This window comes from Anaerovorax odorimutans (genome assembly GCF_024459955.1).
Lineage (GTDB): Bacteria > Bacillota > Clostridia > Peptostreptococcales > Anaerovoracaceae > Hominibacterium > Hominibacterium odorimutans_A.
Window position 1 is genome coordinate 17,696 of the sequence record NZ_JANFXK010000018.1, and the last position, 21,524, is coordinate 39,219.

The following is a 21,524-nucleotide window of genomic DNA, read 5'->3' on the forward strand; positions in this document are numbered from 1 at the left end:
TTAATGTCCCTCCTGTCCAGTCTCAAGCGCGATGGCATGCGCGATTCCCGGGATGGATTCTCCCTGGAACGGACTGATTGTGGAAAGCAGCGCGCCCGTGGAGATGATCAGGACTTTTCGCAGCTCTTCCTTTTGCATCCGTTTGTACACATAGCTGGAAAACACACTGGCCGAACAGCCGCAGCCGCTTCCGCCTCCGTGCACATCCTGTTCCTTAATAAAGATCATGGCTCCGCAGTCATCGTATCTGCTGTCTACGGATTTCTGCGAAAGCCCGGCGTCAACCAGAAGGTCCTTGGCAATATCTTTACCGATATACCCCAGATCTCCGGTCAGAATCAAGTCGTAGTAATCAATGTCCCTTCCGGTATCTGAGAAATGATTGAGCAAAGTGTCCACAGCTGCAGGAGCCATTGCCGCCCCCATCTGGTTGGCGTCCTTGATTCCCGCGTCGATCACTTTACCGATGGTACCGCAGTCCACGCATACTGGCGACGGCGTTTTTGTATTGCCTTCTTCATCCGTAATCATCTTTGCGTCTTTGTCTTTGCTTGAAGATAAAACCATGGCTCCGGCTGCCGTCGCTGTCCATTGAGCGCATGGAGGTCTTTGATTTCCATGCTCCAGCGGCATGCGGAATTGCCGCTCTGCCGTGCAATAGTGACTGGAAGCGCCTATGATAACATTATCGCTGTACTGTCCGTCGGTGAGAACGGCCCCCAGCATGAGCGACTCGGTCATCGTTGAACAGGCACCGTACATACCCAGAAACGGAATATGCATGTCTCTGGCCATAAAGGAAGAAGACATCAGCTGATTGAGCAGATCTCCGCTGAGCATCGCTCCGATATCTTCTTTTGACCTGCCCGATTTTCGGAGGGCCTCCGTCATTGCTGTTTTCAGCATTTTGCTTTCGGACTTTTCCCAGGTCTTTTCACCGAACGTATCATCCTCCAGTGTCGTGTCGAACCACTGAGAAAGGGGACCTTCCCCCTCTTTTTTGCCTACGACCGAGGCTGCGCTGAGGATGACCGGTTTTCTGGAAAAAGTCAAAGTCTGATTTCCCATTTTATTTTTTATCATGTCCTTCTCCTAAAACTGCCCTACGATCCAGTAAATGACGCCGATGACGGTAGCGACGGAGATCCCGCATACCAGTACCGGTCCGGCCAGACTGAACAGCTTGGCTCCCACACCGAGGACAATTCCTTCCTGTTTATATTCAATGGCAGGCGCCACCATAGAGTTGGCAAACCCTGTAATAGGAACGATCACACCTGCCCCGGCGAATTTTCCGATCGTATCGAAAAGTCCCAGACCGGTCAGCAATTGTGCGATCATGACTAAAATAATAGTCACATAAATTCCGGCGTTTTTTTGATCCAGTCCATAACCCACCAGGGCCTTTTCCAGCAAAAGCGCGCATACGCAGATGAGCCCTCCCACAATAAAGGCCTTCAGGCAATTGAGGAAATAGTTGGGCTTAGGTGTAAACTGACTGGCATACTGTTCGTATGCTTTTGCCACCTGCTTTTTCTGCTTTTTTTCTTGTTTCTCTTTGTCCGCCATAAAGTCCTCCTTTCAGATTTCGTTTTTATTATTCCCAAATCCAAAAAAATATGTCATATTATATTTAGCGAATAAAAACGCAGAAAGGATTTTCTTATGAAACTGAACAATTTAATTTTGGCATCCGGCTCCCCCAGACGAATTGAAATGATGAAACAGAAAGGCTATGATCCCCTTGTTTTCCCGGCTCAGGTGGATGAAACCCTGCCCTTTCCCATGGGCATGGAGGCCGCTGTCATGTATCTGGCCTGCAAAAAAGCATTGTGGGTGGAAGCACACCTCAGTCAGGAAAACAAAAGCAATTCACCCATCCTGATCGCCGCGGATACTGTTGTGTATACGGATCACATGATCGGCAAACCTTCTGATCCCCGGCAGGCCGCGGAGATACTCTCTTCCCTGCGGAAAAGTTCTCATTATGTGGCAACAGGCGTTTGCCTTCTGAGGCCTGATCTGCCGGTAAGGCGCCTCTTCTGCGAAGTGACAAAAGTTTTCTTTAAAGATTTTTCCCGGGAAGCGTTGGAAGCATACGTAAATACAGACGAGCCCTACGATAAAGCCGGCGGCTACGCCATCCAGGGCACTTTCGGCAAGTATGTAGATCATATCGAAGGGGACTATGAAAATGTAATCGGGTTTCCGTGGAGCCGCATAGAAAAAGAGCTGGCATCTTTATAATGCCGGCTCTTTGCTCGAATTCGATTTACTTTTTCAGCTTGATCTTCTTTACTTTGCTGTATTTTCCATAGACCTTAGCACCTGTGGAATCCTTTTTATAGGCCCTGACTTTCACATAATAGGTCTTGCCTTTTTTCAGCTTTTTCAAAGTCTTTTTCGTCGAAGACGTGGTTACGGATTTTGTCTTTTTCTTACTGAACTTTTTGCTGGTGGAATAGGTAATCTGGTACCCCTTTGCCCCGCTGATCTTTTTGTACGTGACTTTCAGCTTTGTCTTTGACACCCGTTTCAGGCTCTTTATAGAAGCCTTTTTTACGCTTACCTTGTTCCACTTGGCGTAGAGCGTATAGTTCCCAGAGGATATGGACGTAACCTTTGTTCTGTAGCTGCTGCTGGTATACCAGCCGGCAAAGGTGTAGCCCTTTCGTGTGGGATTTTTCAGGTTCACGGTGCTGCCGTAATAGGTGGATGGGTTGGCTGCGCTGTTTTTTCCTCCGTTGAGGTTGTAGCTGATGGTGTAGGGGACTGTTACCTGGCAGGTGGCGGAAACGCCCAAACTATCATTTGCAGTAACAGTGATCATTGTTCTTCCTGCTTTATAAGCAGTTACCATCCCTGTCGAAGAGACACCAGCCACTGAAGGGTTGGAAGAACTCCAGGAAAGGGCCTTTGTCTTATTTCCCAGCAAAACCGAGGCGGTTAGCTGTAAATGTGCTCCCTGTTTAACGCTTGCATTATTCATATTTAGAGAAAGCTTTAAAATGTTCTCATTTTTTAATAGCGCTTGTACTGCATTTTCTGCATTTACAATTCCATAACCTGAATAGATATCATAACCTGTTGAATAGATATCGTTTGCTGTAGTGTAAAGAATCTTTTTTACCTGCTCAGCCCCCAACTGGGGTTCGGCGTAGTAAAGTAAAGCCGTCACTCCTGCTACTACAGGTGATGCCATCGATGTGCCTGGCAACTCCTCATAGCTATTATTGGGATATGTACTGTAAATTCCTTCTTTAAGATAGGTTTTCCCACCTCTCTCTACTGTCTCTCCTCCGGGCGCAGATATATCTTTTTTAGAACCATAATTGGAAAAATTCGATTTTAAATTGGATTTATTAGTCGAAATTACGCTGATACAGGATTCAAAGTCAGCCGGGTAATTGGGAACCTGATTGTTGTCATTTCCGGCTGCGCAGACTACAGTAGTTCCCTGAGAGACTACATGATCCACAGCATCTTCCAGCAATTTGTCTTCCCAGTTCAGCGCACCTCCATTAGCATATCCTAAACTCATATTGACCACTTTTGCCTGGTTCCTTGATGCGTATTGGAGCCCTGCGATGATTCCGCTGCTGTAAGCATCTTCTCCCTGAAACACATCGACAACAAACAAATCTACACAGTTATCATTTTTACCACTGGCTACACCTGCTGTTCCTACTTCGTTACTTGCTGTCGCCGCAATAATTCCCGCCACATGGGTCCCATGGCCATCGTCATCACCGTTCAACGCCCTCTCATATCCATAGGAAGTATCCTTGCACAAAGACTTATTCAGATTCATTTGCAGATCAGGGTGATTGGTATCCACACCCGTATCCAACACCGCTACCCTAGTCTTCTGATGGTTGACCCCATCAAGCAGATTCCAAGCTTCCTCGACGCCGATCTTATCCAAATGCCACAACTTGGAGGCTCCTGGATCATTCAAATCAGCAGTCGCCGCCTTTGTCCGGGCGGCAGACCCGCTTTTAGTCGCAGGCTCTTCTTCATCAATCAAACTGTACCGGTAATTGGGCTGGGCATAGGCCACATTGGAATCCTTCTCGTATGCGGTTACCGCTTCCTCCACGGACTGCGCTTTGGGCAGCTCTACGACAGCAGTGACCTCATCCTGCGGTGTCTCCAGCACGGTCAGATCTTCGCCGTCCTTCTTATCGACGATCTTGGCCGCTTCTTTTTTGCTGACATCATCCTCAAAGACGACAATGAGCTGATCTTCCGCATAGTCGCCGCTGATGGCCTCGCTCTGTTTTTCCGCCCCATAGACTGCGGTACCCTCAAGGCCGGCAAAGCTGACGGAAACCAGCAAGCACAGGATTACCAATATGCTCAATGTCCGATTGTGTAGTTTTTTCATTTTCATTATAAATGCGTTCCTCCGATCTGTTATCTTTTCATCCTGATCTTTTTCACCTTGCTGTATTTGCCATAAACCTTGGCACCCACGGAGTCTGTTTTATAGGCCCGTGCTTTTACATAATAAGTTTTTCCTTTTTTCAGCTTACTGAGCGTCTTGGACGTTCCTTTTACTGTTACGGATTTTGTCTTTTTCTTGCTGAACTTTTTACTGGTGGAATAGGTGATCTGGTATCCTTTCGCACCGCTAATTTTTTTGTAAGTAACCTTCAATTTTGTTTTTGATTTCTGTTTTAACTTCTTTATGGAAGTGCGCCCGGTCTTAACTTTTGTCCATTTGGCGTAAAGCGTCTGGTCCCCGCCGGAAAAAGATGTGACTTTTGTCCTATAGCTGCTGCTGTTATACCAGCCGGCAAAAACATATCCCTTTCGAGTGGGATTTCTTGGAGTAACGGATCCATAATATCCGGATGGATTCGCAGCGTTATTTATGCCCCCATTTAAGTAATACGTAATAATATAGGGTATCGTTACCTGACAGGATGCGGATATTCCAAGATTATCGTTCGCTTTTGCCGTAACCGTGACTCTGCCGCCTCTTCGGGCAGTTACTTTGCCTGACGCATCTACGTGCGCTATGGAAGGATCCTCTGAATTCCAAAGGATTCCTACGTTTTTTGTACCCAGTATCACCGTGGCTGACAGCGTTTCACTGCGGCCCCGATTCAAAGTTATCCTGCTTTTATTCAATTTCACTTCCACCGCATAGCTGTCACTCAGCAGTTTTGCTATGGCCCGATACGCATTTACAATCCCATATCCGGAATCATTATCCCGTCCTTTTGCGTATATATCGGTGGCTGTCGTGTATAAGAGTTCTTTTACCCTGTCCGGAGACAGATTCGGTCTTACCGAATACAATAAAGCTGCTGCCCCTGACACCATCGGCGCTGCCATGGAAGTCCCTGAGAAAGCGATATACCCCGTGGAATTAAGCGCTGTCGGACAGGTACTGACAATGCCTTGTCCCGGGGCCGAAAGATCCTTTTTAGGGCCGTAGTTGGAAAAATTCGTTCTTTTGTTATTGCGGTCCGTAGCAATCACACTGATACATTGCTCATAATCGGATGGATATTGCTCCTCATCAGAGCTGGTGTTTCCCGCCGAACAAACAATGGTAATATTTTGGTTTGCCGCATTTTTAATATGCTGATGAACAGCAGCATCATTCTGGTTCAGTGCCATGCTCATATTAATAACATCCGCTTTGAGCCCAACTGCGTAATCAATGCCTGCAAGAATCCCATCCGAAAAGGCATAATTACCTGCTTTTTCAACCTTGCCTTCGGGACAATCGTAGCGGTATATGTCCACAGCGATCAGCTCTACATTCTGGTTATCCGTCCCGCTGGCTACACCTGCTACCCCAAGACCGTTATTGGCAGTAGCGGCTATGATTCCCGCAACATGCGTTCCATGTCCGTCATCATCTCCGATCAAGTCCCTTTGGTTTCCATAGGAAGTATCTTTGCACAGGGATGCACGCAAATTCTGCTGCAAATCCGGATGGCTTAGATCGACTCCCGTATCCAGCACTGCGACTCTTGCCGCATTATGTGGGGCCTTTCCTGCCAGATTCCAGGCATCTTGCGCCTGAATCGTATCCAGATGCCAAAGGCTGGACCTTAATGCGTCGTTGATAGCTGTAGCCTTTCCATAGGACTGCTCCGCTCCGGCAGCAGCGCCGCTATTCATCAGCTCATACCGATAATTGGGCTGCGCATAGGCAACGCCCGGATCCCGTTCATAAATCTCTATTGCGTCCTTTACCGCCTGCTTTTCAGGCAGCTCTACGACAGCAGTAACCTCATCCTGCGTAGTATTCAGCACGGTCAGTTCTTCGCCGTCCTTCTTATCGACGATCTTGGCCGCCTCCTTTTTGCTGACATCCTCTTCAAAGACGACAATGACTTGATCTTCCGCATAGTCGCCGCTGATGGCTTCGCTCTGTTTTTCCGCCGCGTACGCCGCGGTACCCTCAAGGCCGGCAAAACTCACAGAAACCAGCAGGCAGATAGCCGTTATCAATGATAACGCTCTGCGCTTCATGTTCTTTTGCATCTCTTTCATTCGGATACCTTTAAACTTTCGTACCACCCTCGTTCAATGGTTTTTCCATAACCGCCGGAAAACAGCTGGTCTCAAACTGGTCGCAGGTAAAACACTTGGAGATTTCCGGTGAATCCTCTCTTGCGATACGGCGGAAACCGGATTTTTCAAAGAACTCCGGAACTTTTGCCACCAGCATCGCCCTTTGGCCGCCCATTTCTTTCACCCTGTCCGTTACCGTGCGCAGCATAATTTCTCCGATTCCCGACTTGCGATACGGCTCCAGCACCGTAATGCCTCCGACCACATATTCACCGGCACGGGTTTCCAGTTCAATGCCCGCGATACGTTCTCCACGGCTGTCGAGGACTTCCCAACAGGCAATCAGACCTTCCGGCTGTGGCCCGTCCGGCTTTACTTCCAGCCCGTTTTCGTAAAACATGCGGGCAAGTCCTCGGTAATCGTCTGTTTCCATCGGTTTATAGGTGCTCATTTTCGTCCACCTTTCTTTGATTCGGTTATACTCTTGTCTCTGTTTTTCTATTTTACCATATCTTATTCCATTATTCTCACAATATTTTCTATATTAGAAAAAAAGCGCTTTACCCGGAAGCTCCGAATAAAACGCTCTTTGTTTTCTTTCTTAAATAAGTTAATTGGCTTCGTTCACCTGATATCTGTTCTTTCCGAAAATTTTCGGCAGGATATTAAGAACTACCAACAGCAGTACGATGGATACGCCCAGTGTGATGACCGTGCTGATTCCAAATCCCAGACCTCCGGTGAGTCCTGCGACAATGTAACCGATCAAACAGCATCCGGCTACGGTCACCGCGTAAGGTACCTGTGTGCCGACGTGCTTCAAGTGATTGCACTGAGCACCGGTTGAGGCCAGAATCGTAGTGTCGGAAATCGGTGAAGTATGATCTCCGAATACGGAACCTGCCAGTGTGGCGGACAGAGTTGTAATCAAAAGCTCAGGCGCTGCGGCTTCGCAGATCGCGATAATGATCGGGATCAGAATACCGAAGGTTCCCCATGCGGTTCCTGTTGAGAATGCCAGCAGGCAAGCTACGACAAAGATCAGGGCCGGCAAAATCTGAACCGGTACTCCGGAAATTTCTACGAGATGTGCCACATATGGTCCTGTTCCCAGCAGGTCACGGCATACACCGCTGATGGCCCACGCCAGAGTCAGGATGATGCAGGCCGGTACCATGGATTTCACTCCAGGTCCGATGCATTCGAAGAAGTCTCTGAAAGAAAGCACTCTTCTGCACATAAAATAGATAAAGCTAAAGATCAGAGCGCCAAAGGCTCCCAGGGACAGAGCCGGTCCCGCATCCGTATTACCAAAAGCATCGAACAGAGTTGACCCTTCTTCAGTCCAATATCCACCTACGTGGAGCATAGACAGGATACAAAGAACGATCAGCACACAGATGGGAATGACCAGATCATATATTCTTCCTTTGTTGTTGGTCTTCTGCCTTACGAGCTCTTCTTCTAGATCTTCGATTTCTTCTTTTCCGGCCTGAATGCCTTGTTCCGCAAGAAGTTCCGCTTTCAGCATTGGACCATAATCCGCGTTCTTCTTTATCGCTATGTAGAAAACCATGATAATCGTTAAGATCGCGTACAGATTCATCGGAATTGAACGGATAAAGGCAGTCATGCCGCTCATATCGGCTGATTCCGGATAATAGGACATAACCGATGCCGCCCAGGACGAGATCGGCGCAATGATACAGATCGGCGCTGCCGTAGCATCGATCAGGTATGCCAGCTTTTCTCTGGAAATATTGAATCTGTCTGTAACCGGGCGCATTACTGTACCTACGGTGAGGCAATTGAAGTAGTCGTCAATAAAAATCAGGATACCCAGACCGCCTGTTGCCACCGATGCGCTGCGTCTGCTTTTCAGCCTTTCAACGGCCCAATCGCCGTAAGCCTTGGAGCCTCCCGCTTTGTTAATAATCGCAACTAAGATTCCCAGGAAACATAAAAACAAAATCATACTGGTGTTTCCGGCCAGCTTGTCCGCCATCAAGGTAGACGTGGTATCAAAGATGCCAACCACTCCATCTCCGTGGGCAAACGAATAGATCACAGTTCCGGAGAGAATTCCCAGTACCAGTGAGAATACTACTTCCTTTGTGATCAGGGCAAGTACGATTGCCACTACCGGGGGCAGTATAGAAAGAATTCCTACACTTACTGCTTCCCATTCCATAAGTAAAACCTCCTCTAAAAATAAATTAATTTACGCACAACTAATATTGTATCAATATTCATGGGCAGTTGTAAAGAGGTTTCTGCTATCATATGTCGGATTTCCGTTATTTTTTGCGGTTTCTCCCGAAAATTTGTCTCCCGGGCAAATACTCCCGTAGGTACTTCCAGTTAGAATATTCATAATTCTAATTTTTTATACCCGTTTTTTTGCCAGGCTGGCCGGATTACCATATGAGTGGGTGCGAATCAAAGGTATATTTTGGGAGTAGTCCGGGCCGGACAGCTACCTCGGCTGTCCGGCCCGATTTCAAATAAATATCAAACACTCCCTGAAAAAGTTTAAAAAATGATAGTTCCGCCGGGATCACCATTGGAAAATGAGGGAGAATATCAAAATATACGATTGTTTAAAGGTTAAACGATAGTTTCAGCAAGGAACGGGGCGAAATTTTCGTAAAACTATCAAAATAGCGCAGTGCAGCACGCCTCATTGATATTCAGCCCTTTTCATTTCCCCAAATCACTGTGAAAGTATCAAAACCTCGCAACTTTCTTGTATCTATTGATATTCGAGTGTTGGGCCCCGATGCGGACGCGGCCGTGGTCACAGTCCTCCGATCAACACCGTAAAACATCTTTTATGCCACTACGCTCCGGTTTTCTCGAACACGATCTGTCCGTCAAATACGGTAAGCTCCACCTCTGCCTCAATGATCTCCTGCGGATCCGCCGTAAACAGATCCCGGTCCAGCACGATCAGATCGGCCAGCTTTCCTTCCTCCAGCGTTCCATAGTCGTCCTCGCAGCCTTCCACGTAGGCGGAGCCCCAGGTATAGGCTTTCAGCGCCTCGGCCATGGTGATTCTCTGTTCAGGGAACCATCCGCCCTCCGGCTTTCCGGAAAAGGTCTGACGGGTCACAGCTCCGTAAACCTCATGGAGCGGCTCAATTTCCACCACCGGGAAATCGGAGCTCAGGCCGACAACCGTGCCGGCGTCCAGCAGCTCACGCAGCGGCCAGGCATGTTTGCACCGCTCATGTCCAATGGCTCTTTCCTTGTCATCCCCTTCCAGGTCAAAGAGCATGTGCAGCGGCTGCATAGCGCAGGCCACTCCCAGCTCCCCAAAACGTTTGATGTCGTCCGGATGGAGGCTCTCAATATGCTCCTGCACATGGCGCAGCCCCTGGTCTCCATACTTTTCTTTCGCCTCTTCAAAGTAGTCCAGGACAACCCGCGCCGCTTTATCTCCGATGGTGTGGATGCGGACCGCTCTGCCATCCGCGATGGCTTTCATCATTTGTTTATGGAAAACATCAAGGTCAATGGATGTCGTTCCGCAGGTATCGGGGTTATTGGAGTACGGCTCCAGTAAGTATGCCGTATATACGGAAGTAACGCCGTCGATCAGCTGTTTCAGGCCTCTGAGCCGGATCTTTCCGTCGTGGTGCTTTTCATAGAGAGCATCGTAGCTTTCCTTTTCATACTCCGCAAGATTGGGATACAGACATACGCGGGCGGTGAGCGATCCCTCTTCTTCCATCTTCTCATAAAACTTTACGGGATCTTTGGGCACTCCAAAGGGAGACAGCAGACTCGCTGCCGTAATGCCCAGCCTGCTCAGTTTCTGAAAGAATTTACGATAAGCGTTCATATAGATCTCATCGTCGGCATTGTAGAAGGCTTCTGTAAAAACAAAGCTGCCTCCGTCGAAAAACCTGCCGTTTAAAACGCCGTTTTCGTCCTTTTCCAAAATTCCGTCATCCGGGTCCGGCGTATCATCGGTATAGCCGATTTTTTCAATGGCGCAGGTGTTGGCAATGATCGTATGCATATCCGCCAGCTGCAGCGCCACCGGCCGGTCGGAAATCACCGCGTCGATGTCGTAGCGGGTCGGCAGGGTTTGATCCTCCCAGGCCAGATTGTTCATCATATAGCCCACTACCCACTCATTATCCGGGTGGGCATCGGCAAACGCTTTTGTCATCTCCATGGCTTCTTCCTTGCTTTTGGCCGCGAGAACGTTAAAGCAAAAGTCCTCATCTTCCAGAAAGGCTCCTGACGACATGTGGGTGTGACAATCGTTAAAGCCCGGCATGATCAGTTTATCGTTATATTCCAAAATTTTTGTATCAGGGCCTGCGTAAGCTTCAATATCCCCTCCTTCTACAATGGATTTGATTTTATTGCCTTCGATGATAACGGCGCCGGGAAATGGTTCCCGGCCCGTACCGTCAAAAATGGCATTGCCCTTTATTATCATTGACGGATAAGTCATATCGTACCTCCTTTTATTTTAAGCAAATTGTTCTTTGATTCCTTATTTCAGCAATTCTTCAAAGCCTTCCTCGGAGTATTCTTTTCCTCCGTTTCTGGCGTCAATGGCGCTTCTGAGAGCGTTAAAGTTCTTTGAGTTCACCGGGTATTTCACCATTACCAGGGCGCCGATAATCATCAGAATTCCCGGCAGCAGCAATGCTCCCGAGGCGATTCCCGACAGCGTCTGAGGCGTCTGTTCCAGGCTGGCGGCGTCATATTTGCTGAACTCGAGAATCCAGCCTACCGCTGCCATGGCAATGCCGCCGATGAATTTTCCGATGAAGTAGAACAGGGAAACGATGACGCCGTCCCTTCCGCCGCCGGATTTGAATTCGTCGATATCGCACACATCGTATACCATGGAATACACCTGTACAAAATATGCCGAAATTGCCAGGGCGAACAGGAAGAACATCACATACGCGCCGACTGTGCCCACCGGAAGGAATTTAAATACGCACAATGCGATGCCGCATATCATGGTTCCTCCGATTACCACATTCTTCTTTTCCATTTTGATTTTGCCGTATACCGCCGAAACCGCTATAACCATAAAGCAGTAAACAAACATGACGGTAGCCGACTGCGCTTCTGTCATTCCCACATTGTAGGACAGATAATAAATATACATGCTGGTGAAGAGCAGAACCCCGCCATAGGCGCAGATCGTATAGATCAGTATGTGTCTGTAGGGTTTAATTTTAATGACTTCCAGACAGGTTTTAAAATATCCCGGCTGCTTTACGTCCGCTTCCTGCTCCGGCCGTTGGTACGGCTTTTCTCTGCCTTTGGAAGTTCCTACAACGATCCAGTAGGACGCCAGCGTAAGGATGGCAAAAATGAGACCTAATTTGGACCATGCCGCGGTATCGCCCACGCCTCCGTCCTTTGAAAGCATTGCCACAATAGTCAGCGTTCCCGAGCTTGCTAAAATCATTCCCGCGTAATTGATAATGTTGGAAATGCCCCGGATGGATGTTCTTTCTTCATAATCGTCTGTAATTTCAGATCCAAATGAAATATAAGGAATATCGGTAAAGGATAATGCCAGCCAGAAAATCATCGCTGCAATGGTGAAATAAACCGGTTTCGCGCCGTCAGGAATAACCGACCAATCCGTGTACATCAGAAAGGTTACGATTCCCAGGGGGATTGCCGCTTTAAAAATAAATGGTCTTCTTCTCCCCTTTGGATTGGTGCTGTTGTCCGTTTTGCTCCCTGCGATTAAATCTGTGAACGCTCCCCAAAAGGTTGCGATCATAGCTACTGTTCCGGCAATGCCGGCGTTGATGCCTACTGCGTTTGTGAGGAAGAAAAGAAAATAGATATAAAACGTATTCATGGCGAGACATTCGCCGATCATGCCCATTCCATATCCGGTCTTAGCTCCCAAAGATAGCTTGTTGTTCACGATTACGTCCTCCTTTCCGCAAACTATAAAAAATAAGTTCTGTACTCTAAGAAATACGCAAGGATTGTACCAATTGAAAACCGCTGTTTTTCAACATCCATGGACGCAAAAGGGGCCGGACCTATTCATTGGAGAATAGGTCCGGCCCTTTAAATTTTTTTAAATCCTTTTGTTTAAAGGATTTGCGGGTATTTTCAAAATATTCTTACACAAATAGGGTATTTGTACAGGAATACTATTTGTTAATCATTCCGTTAAATGTAAATTTAAGGATGCATTTTTATTCGCTCATTTTCACCAAATACGCATCTTCTGTATCCTTATACACCAGCCTTACCAGATCCGGCCGCGAATAATGGCCCAGTACATCGAAGGAATGTTTGGCAAGGCGGATCAGATCGGAATCCAGTTCCGCTGCGATCAGCTCCTCCCGATCATATACCGGTTCTACGATATAGCAGCCGAAAGGATCCACAATGGAACTGCCTCCGTATGCCCAGTCCCAATTGGTACGGCCCTTATAGGGGAAATCGTCGGGGACCTCGCTTTCCGGCATATAGGCACAGGCGCTGAGGACGAATCCCTGGCTCTCAAAGGCATGACAGCGGATTGCCGGTTCAATATCGCTGGTATTGTAGCTCTTAGGATTTTTTCGTTCCGAATCCACTACCGTCATCGTTTCATCCGGCATACCGGAAAAGGTTCCCGGCCAGCAGGCCACATGGATCTCTTCTCCCTGGCAGGCCAGCAGCGCTCTCATCATAATCATGTGGTTTTCCCAGCAGACCAGGCCCCCTACTCTGCCTATGTCCATGGCCTTAACCTTTAAATTCTCTCCGCCCTGCCCCATTCCGTGGAAACACCGTTCCGTATTGGTGGGTACCACTTTTCTGTGCTTTCCGATCAGTTCCCCGGTTCTGCTGAAATAGAGCATCGAATTGTACAGTGTCCTCGATCCCGGCCGCTCATCCATCTCCGTACAACCCATGACGATATTGACGTCCGCCTTCCGGGCCGCCTCTTCCAGCCGGCTCGTGTCATCCGACCCTGCCAGTACCGCATTGTTCTGGAAAGCCAGATTCACCTCCGCAAAGTCCTCCATGCGGTCGTTGGGGCCTTCCTGCCAATAGGGGAACGCAGGAATAAAGGACTCCGGAAATACAATGATATCCGCCTTTTGCCCCCCTGCCATTCCAATATATTCGATCGCCTTTTCAATGGTTTTGTCTTTGTCCATAAAGACAGGCGATATCTGGGCGATAGCCGCCTTTACACTCTTTCTGCCGTTAAAAATCTTTCCGCTCATGTTCTCCTCCTGTTTCCGATATGGGGCTGTCCAAAACCCCGGCGCTGACCTGCAAGCAGCTTGCGGATCTTCTACCTGTTGATACGCACATAATTAAATGCAAATTGCATGCCAACCGGAAATACAGATGCGGAAAATTTATGCAAATTTAAAAGCGGCAGGCGTTTATTTTCGCCTGCCGCAAGCAGAAGAGGCCAATAGACCTCACCATGTTTCCAATTGGTCAAAAAAGTCTTTTCCATCCCCGGATACCGGCATATCCAGCAGCTTTCCGTGGGGAATGTCGTTTGCCTTCATTTCTTCCAGCAGAACCTTCATCATAATCGCACTGCTGTCCATGACGCTGCACGAGGGGCTGGTGCCAATTCCGATAATTCCCGCCACTTCAATATCATGCGCCTTGTACTCTTTCAGGTTCTTCAATACAGGCTCAAGGAGCTTGCGGCAGTATTCTTCGTATTCCCGGGACTTGGAATCCCCCGCCACAATGGATTCCCTCTCCAGAGACTGAAAACACAGCTCCGGGCACGGAAGCTGGACCATACTGATCTTTTTATCTGTCAGCAGATTGAGAATTTGTTTTCGGAACGCGTCGGACGCCTCCGGCATCTCACAAAGGCTGTTGAGCACACAATGGGAAATAAGCGCAAGTTTCTTCATATCACTACCTCCTTGGGGCCGGCCTTCGCAGCAGGCCAAACAATTGCGAAAACATTATACGGTATTATACCATAAATAAAGAGAGGAAAAGCCTCAGAGGGCATAAGTCTCCAAGGCTTTTTTATGTCATCTATAAAACATCCGTTTAAATTCAGACGGTCTATTTCTTGCTTTCATACATCAGGTACATGATATCCTGGGTGATAGCCGCGCCTGCGATGGAGGTAATGTTACTCGGATCTTTGTCCGGAAGCACTTCTACCATATCCGCCGCTACGATGTTGATTCCTTTCAGGCCCTGCAGCACTTTTCTCACCTGATCCGATGTCGGTCCGCCGATAACAGGCGTTCCTGTTCCCGGAGCCGCTGCCGGATCCAGCGCGTCGATGTCGAAGGTCAGATATACCGGCATATCTCCTACGATCTCTTTGAGTTTTTCTGCCAGAGCTTTCGGTCCCATGTCGATAGCATCCATGGAGTGGATTACGTTGTAGCCGCATTCTGTCATTTCCGTACGGATATAAACCTGAGCGGAGTGAGCCGGATCAATGCATCCTTCTTCCTGTAAGTCATAAGCAAAGTTAGCGTGGGACAGATTTCTCGTTCCGTTTTCATTTTCTTCGCTTCTGGTGCTGTCCTGGTGGGAGTCGAAATGGATCAGAGCCAGTTTTCCGTATTTCTCGCTGGCAGCCCGTACCGGTCCGTAAGGAATGGTGTGGTCGCCGCCGATGGTCATCAGTCTGCATCCCGCGTCCAGAATCTTCTTTGCGTGCTTGTAGGTATCCGCTACCATAAACTCCGTTGCCTTGGCTCCTACCCAGTAGCCTACATCACCGTAGTCCACAACCTTTGCCACTTCGGACAGTTTGTAATCCCACGGGTATTTAAAGCAGCAAGCGATCAGGCTCTGCTCTCTTACAGTTCTCGGTGCGAAACGGGCGCCCGGTCTGAAGGTAACGCCGCTGTCAAAAGGCACGCCCATAACAACGATATCCGCTCCTTCAACGTCCTGTGAAATTGGGGCATGATTCCAGCTGGGGATTCCTGCATAATGTAAATGTTCCTGTACTTCGTATTTCATTTTAAAATCTCCTCTCTTAAACTATGAATTTAATTATTATCCTCTTTAAACCATCTGAACAGTCCGATCAGCATTCCGATAATGATGAACAGGAACGGTACAGACAGCACAATACAAATGGTCTTAATGGCATTGAACGGTGCTCCGGCAAACATGATGGAAAGCGGAACCAGCGCCAGAACAACGCACCATACCAGTCTGAACTTGGAATTGGGGTTTCCCTTGGCGTCCAGCTTTTTGGTGGCGGAAGCGGCCAGAGTAAAGGAAGCCGAGTCCATGGACGTGGCCAGGAATCCCAGGGTTACCAGCGTAAAGATGATTGGAATAATCATGCTTCCTCCCGGCAGAGTCCCCAGCAGATCGAACAATCCTGCCTGAACGTCCTCAGCCTTTGACAGCGCGAACTGTCCGGTAAGCTCGGCGTTCATGCCGAAGCTTCCATTGATGCCGAACATAACCCAGGTACCTACACTGATACCTCCCAGGCAGGTGAGAATCATTTCTCTGATGGTTCTGCCTTTGGAGATCTTGGTAATGAAAATTCCCATCAAGGCCGCATAGTTGAGCGCCAGCGTGAACAGGAATATGGTGTTCAGTTCCGGGAATCCGGAATTTCCGATCGGATCGGTAAAGAGGCTCATGTTCACGTAATTGCTGAACATCTTGCCTACGCTGTAGGTAAAGTTCTTGTAAATAAACTGGGTCGGTCCTGCGATGAAGATAAAGGCAATCAGGAAAATCGCAGCGTACATTGTCCAGTCACTGAGCTTTTTCATGCCCTTTTCAATTCCCACAACAGACGTAATCGAGAACACTACCGCAACTAAAATCAGTACGATTACATTGGTAGTGAAGGTAACTTCAACGCCGAAGATCTTCCCGATTCCCGCGCTGATCAGCGGTACTCCAACACCCAAAGACACACCCATGCCCCCTACGATGCTGAGGATCGTCAATGCGTCGATCAGTTTTCCGATCGGCTTCTTATATTTGAAATCTCCCATCATTCTTTCACATACTGCGCTGATTCTCAATACCGGCACTTTTTTAACGTGGTATCCGTAGGCCAGAGAAACAGCGGTGAGAACGAAGATTACCTGAACGCTGAAACCCCAGTGGAAGAACGCGTAAGGCAGTGAAAGCTCCGCGGCCTGCTGGGAATATGGCTCAATGCTGAAAGCCGGGTCCGCATAGTAAAAGGACCATTCAACGAAGGAATAATATACGGCCGTAGCAGCCAGGGCCGCGCACATCATCATTGCGATATAGCTGAACATGGAGAACTCCGGCTCTCCTTCCCCCAGCTTTACATTGCCGTGCTTGCTCAGCGCAAGATACAGGCAGAGAAATAATCCGATAAATACAAACCATAAAATCGGAACGCCCATCACCGCGGTCACGGCGCTGAATACTGTGTCTACCGCATTCATGGTGGCATCCGGTTTCAGACACATGAAGAATACAAAAATAGCAACTAGTATAATGCAAACAATGGAAATGGGCTTGTCTATTACAGCTTTTTGCTTAATTGCGTTATTTGGCTTTTCCATAGAAACATCCTCCTAAGAAATAAGTGGTAACTTGTACTGCATGCATGCCATTCACTTATGTATAACGCAAGAGCCGTGCCAACCAGGAACCCACGGATTTCAACGTTCTTTTGCAAAAATCAGAAAACCGGCTATTCAAATGTGAATAACCGGTCCTTTCCATCTGGTTTCAGCCTTTCCAGTGTTTTAATTTTCACACTTTATTCACTTTTGAATAAAGTATTCATATTCGAATAATCGTATTCAAATCTGGATAAATTTACTTTTTTATTTTCACATATTTCTCTATTTTTCGGTATGCGGTGGACTGGCTTATATTAAGCGCGCTGCCCACGCCTACGGTGGTTCTGTATTTATCGTAAGCTTCGCGGATAATTTCTCCTTCGAATTCCTCTACCGCTTTGTCTAAATCCTGAACAGGCGCAGTGGCCTTTTTCTTTTCCCTGATGACCTCGTCCGGCAGGGCCTTCTTTTCGATCACGTCTTTTTCACTGGTCATGGACACCCGCTCCACCACATTGGCCAGTTCCCGCACATTGCCGGGCCAGCTGTAGTTCATCATCGCTTCCATGGCCTGGGGATGAAAGGATTTGCGGAGACCGTAATGGGCGTTGCTCTTTGCAAGAAAATGCTCTGCCAGCGGAATGATATCTTCCCGCCTTTGCGCGAGAGGCGGAATGTCGATATTGATAACGTTGAGGCGGTAATAGAGGTCCTTGCGGAACAATCCCTGCTCCGCAAATTCTTCCAAATTGCGGTTGGAGGCCGTAATCAGGCGAAAGTCCACCTTGATGGCTTTGGTTCCTCCCACTCTGGTTATGATCTTATCCTGTATGGTTTTTAAAAGCTTGGCCTGCAGGCTCAAAGGCATTTCGGAGATTTCATCCAAAAGCAGAGTCCCGCCGTTGGCCAGCTCGATCAGGCCTACCTTGCCGCCGGCATTGGCTCCTGTAAAGGACCCTCTCTCATATCCGAACAGCTCGGATTCCAAAAGGTTTTCAGGAATAGCGGCGCAATTGATCTCAATGAACGGCCCTTCCCTCCGATTGCTGTTTTTATGTACGATTTTGGCCAGCATGGTCTTTCCTACCCCCGAGGGGCCTAAAAAAAGAATGTTGGCATCAAAATCCGCCACCCGCTTAATCGTCTCCAGGATCTTAACCATCTGCGGCGACTGTCCCACGACGCCCTCGGCAATCGCCACGTCCTTCCGCAAATGATTGATTTCCGCCGTATATTTTTCGATCTCATTTTCCAGTTTCGAATATTGCTTCTGCAGCTGCAAAAGCTCCGTAATGTCTCTGGAAAAGCTGACAATAAACTCTGTGCTCCCATCCTCCGCAAAAACCGGAGTCGCGGTTACCACCAGGTTCCGTTTGGTTTTGGTGGTTTGTTTCATCGTCACTTTTTCTCCCGACTGAATGACCCGCGCCACAATGGAGGGTTTGAAGTAACCTTCTTTTTCAAGCTGGTATACCGTCTTTCCAATGGCGTAATCCGCCGAGATCTTGTACATCTTCTGAAAAGTAGGACTGACCTTCAATACGACCCCCTCGCCGTCCGTAATCATCAGGTCTTCATGGATAGCATCCAATATCTCATTAAAATGATTTGCCAGATCCGTTTCTTTCATAGCCGTAAACTCCGTTTCAGGTTTCTTGATCCAATATATATATGTATAGTCTACCATGCCCGAAGCTTTTTAGAAAGAGATTCTATCTCATGCTCTCATACATCAGGTACATGATATCCTGGGTGATAGCCGCCCCCGCGATGGCGGTGATATTGCTCGGGTCCTTATCCGGCAGCACCTCCACCATATCGGCCGCTACGACATTGATTCCTTTCAGGCCCTGCAAAACTTTTCGCACCTGGTCCGATGACGGGCCGCCTATTACCGGCGTACCGGTTCCCGGGGCCGCGGAAGGGTCCAGCGCGTCAATGTCGAAGGTCAGATAAACAGGCATATCCCCTACGATATCTTTCAGCTTGGCCGCCAATTCCGCCGGCTTCATGTCAAGGGCGTCCATGGAATGGATCACATTGTAGCCGCATTCTGTCATTTCCGTGCGGATGTATACCTGCGCGGAGTGAACCGGGTCGATGCAGCCTTCTTCCTGCAGATCATATGCGAAATTGGCATGGGAGAGGTTTCTCGTTCCGTCTGCTTTTTCTTCACTCCTGGTGCTGTCCTGATGGGAGTCAAAGTGAATCAGCGCCAGCTTGCCGTATTTTTCGCTGGCAGCCCGTACCGGTCCGTAAGGAATCGTATGATCGCCGCCAATGGTCATCAGCCTGCACCCTGCGTCCAGGATCTTCTTAGCGTGCTTATAGGTATCTTCCACCATGAATTCTGTCGCCTTCGCGCCTACCCAGTAGCCAACATCGCCGTAATCCACAACCTTCGCCACATCGCACAGCTTGTAGTCCCACGGATATTTAAAGCAGCATGCGATCAGGCTCTGCTCCCTTATTGCCCTCGGCGCGAAACGCGCTCCCGGTCTGAAGGTCACGCCGCTGTCAAACGGCACTCCCATGACAACAATGTCCGCGTCCTGCACATCCTGTGTTACCGGACAATGGTTCCATGTCGCGATGCCTGCATAATGTAAATGTTCCTGTACTTCGTATTTCATCTTGAAAATCCCTCTCTTTCACAAATTTACGGATTCCTGCTATAGCGATGATTGCAAGTTTCTCATCCTAAAAAGGCTGGTTTGTCGCAGTATATTATTGCAAGTCCCATGCCAATGGGAAGCCTGTCAATTTCAATCCCTTCCAAAACAAAAACGGGGCAATTATTCATTTGTAAATAACTACCCCGTTTGATTCAACGCAATGAGGGAAAAAACGTAGCTTTATCATTATTCAGTAATAACCGTCTATTTGTCTATGAATAGGCAGTAAATGGCACTGCGCTGCCTTCCTCACTTATAGGAAGGAGGTACGAGGCCGAGCAGAGTCGAAACAGTTGGTGAAAGCCGCATTTCCAATCCTCATCTATATTTGTCAGTCCAAATTATTCAGCTTTACAAATTCTTCGCTGTAATCGTCGATCGCGGTTTTGATCTCATCCCGTGAGGCGCTTCTTCCGTACTCGTCCACTTCTTTTTTATGGGCTTCTCCATGGGTCAGGCATCCTGCCCCGCCGATGCATCCTCCGTTGCAGATCATGCCCTCAATAAAGTTGTTGGGCAGTACGCCTCTCTTTGCCCTCATCAGGGCCGGCTTGCACTTATCAATGCCTTCGCAGACAATCGGGTCGAACTTGAAGTCTTCCCTTCCCAGCTCTTTGACCGCTTCGGCCACCGCATCGGTGACACCTCCGCTTCTGGCAAAGATCCTGCCGTAATAGGAAGCTTCGTCCAATGTGGTTTCCGGAAGTTCTTCCACGATGATGTCTTTGCTGTCAATGACAGCCTGCAGTTCTTCGAAGGTCATGGCGTAGTCGATATATTCCTTCACATGTTCCTGCTTGATCTCAGCCTTTTTGGCCGTGCATGGACCTATAAATACGATCTTAGCGTTTTTATCGTGTTCCTTGATGAATTTCCCCAGCTGCGCCATTGGCGACAGGTTATGGGAAATATGGTCTTTCAGTTCCGGGAATCTAGTCTTTATGTATTTGACAAAGGCCGGGCAGCAGGAGCTGGTCAAAAATCCTCGTTCGATCAATTCCTGCGCCTCATTGTAGGCTACCATATCGGCACCCATGGCTGCTTCCTCGACGCTGTAGAAACCCAGTTCCTTAATTGCTGTTACCACCTGCTCCAGCTTGGCATAGGAAAACTGGCTGGCGATAGCGGGCGCTACCATGGCGTATACCTTGTACTTGGTGTTGTTTTCACTCTGAATGATCGTATTGATAACATCCACAATGCTGGAAACGTCTACCGTGGCGCCGAAAGGACATTGATAGACGCAGGCTCCGCAGGCAACGCACTTTTCCGGGTCGATCTGGGCTTCGCCGCCTTCCGCCATGCTGATGGCATCCAGCTTGCAGGCCCGTTCACAGGGTCTTTTAAAATTGGCGATTGCCCCGTATGGGCAAACTTTCGCGCACTTGCCGCACTCCACGCACTTGCTCTTATCAATATGCGCCATCTGCTCCTCGTCAAACGTGATCGCTCCCAGTTTGCAGGAATCGGCACATCTATGGGCAATACAGCCCCTGCAGAGATCCGTTACCGTATGCCCGGCTTCCGGACACTCATCACAGGCGATATCAATAACCTGTATCACATTCTCATCGTCCTTGTTGCCTCCCAGAGCCAGGCGGATTCGTTCCGCCACTACGGCCCGGTCCTTGTAAATGCAGCAGCGCATCGGCGGCTGGTCCTTTTTCACGATTTCATTCGCGATTTCATTGAATACGGCGAAGGAATCGTTCCCCAGCCAGGTCTGATAGGCAACTTCCATCAATACTTTATATTTCAGTTCCTGTACGTTTGTGTCAAAAATTCTCATGCT

At 48.4% G+C, this 21,524-nt stretch carries 16 protein-coding genes; 1 reads left to right on the forward strand and 15 read right to left on the reverse strand.

The features are described 5' to 3' along the window. Together spoVAD and spoVAC are read right to left on the reverse strand one after the other, a co-directional pair. Complete coding sequence (spoVAD, locus tag NE619_RS14315) at nt 1-1,083, reverse strand: stage V sporulation protein AD (RefSeq protein WP_256133128.1); 1,083 nt, start codon at nt 1,081-1,083, stop codon at nt 1-3. A 9-nt stretch (nt 1,084-1,092) separates the two neighbouring features. Further along, entirely contained in the window at nt 1,093-1,569 is a 477-nt protein-coding gene (gene spoVAC / locus NE619_RS14320; RefSeq protein ID WP_256133130.1) for a stage V sporulation protein AC, read from the reverse strand. A 96-nt stretch (nt 1,570-1,665) separates the two neighbouring features. On the opposite strand from spoVAC, the gene NE619_RS14325 reads away from it, so the two are divergent. Then, complete coding sequence (locus NE619_RS14325) at nt 1,666-2,247, forward strand: Maf family protein (RefSeq protein ID WP_256133131.1); 582 nt, start codon at nt 1,666-1,668, stop codon at nt 2,245-2,247. Nucleotides 2,248-2,272: 25 nt separating this feature from the next. On the opposite strand, the gene NE619_RS14330 is transcribed toward NE619_RS14325, so the two are convergent. From NE619_RS14330 to NE619_RS14390, 13 genes are all read right to left on the reverse strand, one after another. Continuing rightward, nucleotides 2,273-4,393, reverse strand: a complete 2,121-nt coding sequence (locus NE619_RS14330; RefSeq protein WP_256133132.1) for a S8 family serine peptidase — start codon at nt 4,391-4,393, stop codon at nt 2,273-2,275. Nucleotides 4,394-4,416: 23 nt separating this feature from the next. Next, entirely contained in the window at nt 4,417-6,516 is a 2,100-nt protein-coding gene (locus tag NE619_RS14335) for a S8 family serine peptidase (protein ID WP_256133133.1), read from the reverse strand. 10 nt (nt 6,517-6,526) lie between these two features. Continuing rightward, a complete protein-coding gene (locus NE619_RS14340; protein WP_256133134.1) occupies nt 6,527-6,988 on the reverse strand; it encodes a GNAT family N-acetyltransferase in 462 nt (153 codons plus the stop codon). Nucleotides 6,989-7,147: 159 nt separating this feature from the next. Then, complete coding sequence (locus NE619_RS14345; protein ID WP_256133135.1) at nt 7,148-8,728, reverse strand: Na+/H+ antiporter NhaC family protein; 1,581 nt, start codon at nt 8,726-8,728, stop codon at nt 7,148-7,150. A gap of 648 nt (nt 8,729-9,376) precedes the next feature. Continuing rightward, nucleotides 9,377-11,005, reverse strand: coding sequence for an amidohydrolase (locus NE619_RS14350; RefSeq protein ID WP_256133136.1), 1,629 nt, complete (start codon nt 11,003-11,005; stop codon nt 9,377-9,379). Between the two features lie 42 nt (nt 11,006-11,047). Continuing rightward, nucleotides 11,048-12,457, reverse strand: coding sequence for an MFS transporter (locus NE619_RS14355; protein ID WP_256133137.1), 1,410 nt, complete (start codon nt 12,455-12,457; stop codon nt 11,048-11,050). Between the two features lie 280 nt (nt 12,458-12,737). Beyond that, nucleotides 12,738-13,763, reverse strand: a complete 1,026-nt coding sequence (locus tag NE619_RS14360) for a carbon-nitrogen hydrolase family protein (protein WP_256133138.1) — start codon at nt 13,761-13,763, stop codon at nt 12,738-12,740. A 204-nt stretch (nt 13,764-13,967) separates the two neighbouring features. Continuing rightward, the gene (locus tag NE619_RS14365) at nt 13,968-14,423 is read right to left on the reverse strand and encodes a hypothetical protein (RefSeq protein WP_256133139.1); all 456 of its coding nucleotides are present in this window, start codon (nt 14,421-14,423) and stop codon (nt 13,968-13,970) included. A 160-nt stretch (nt 14,424-14,583) separates the two neighbouring features. Then, nucleotides 14,584-15,504, reverse strand: coding sequence for an agmatinase (speB, locus tag NE619_RS14370; RefSeq protein WP_256133140.1), 921 nt, complete (start codon nt 15,502-15,504; stop codon nt 14,584-14,586). A gap of 29 nt (nt 15,505-15,533) precedes the next feature. Beyond that, entirely contained in the window at nt 15,534-17,054 is a 1,521-nt protein-coding gene (locus NE619_RS14375) for a BCCT family transporter (RefSeq protein WP_256133141.1), read from the reverse strand. Nucleotides 17,055-17,313: 259 nt separating this feature from the next. Further along, nucleotides 17,314-18,687: a sigma-54 interaction domain-containing protein gene (locus tag NE619_RS14380; protein ID WP_256133142.1), complete on the reverse strand. Its 1,374-nt coding sequence runs from the start codon at nt 18,685-18,687 to the stop codon at nt 17,314-17,316. Between the two features lie 82 nt (nt 18,688-18,769). Further along, nucleotides 18,770-19,690, reverse strand: coding sequence for an agmatinase (gene speB / locus NE619_RS14385; protein WP_256133143.1), 921 nt, complete (start codon nt 19,688-19,690; stop codon nt 18,770-18,772). A gap of 373 nt (nt 19,691-20,063) precedes the next feature. Continuing rightward, nucleotides 20,064-21,521 (reverse strand): 4Fe-4S dicluster domain-containing protein, encoded by a 1,458-nt coding sequence (locus NE619_RS14390; RefSeq protein ID WP_256133144.1) that lies wholly within the window; start codon nt 21,519-21,521, stop codon nt 20,064-20,066. Between the last annotated feature and the right edge of the window lie 3 nt (nt 21,522-21,524).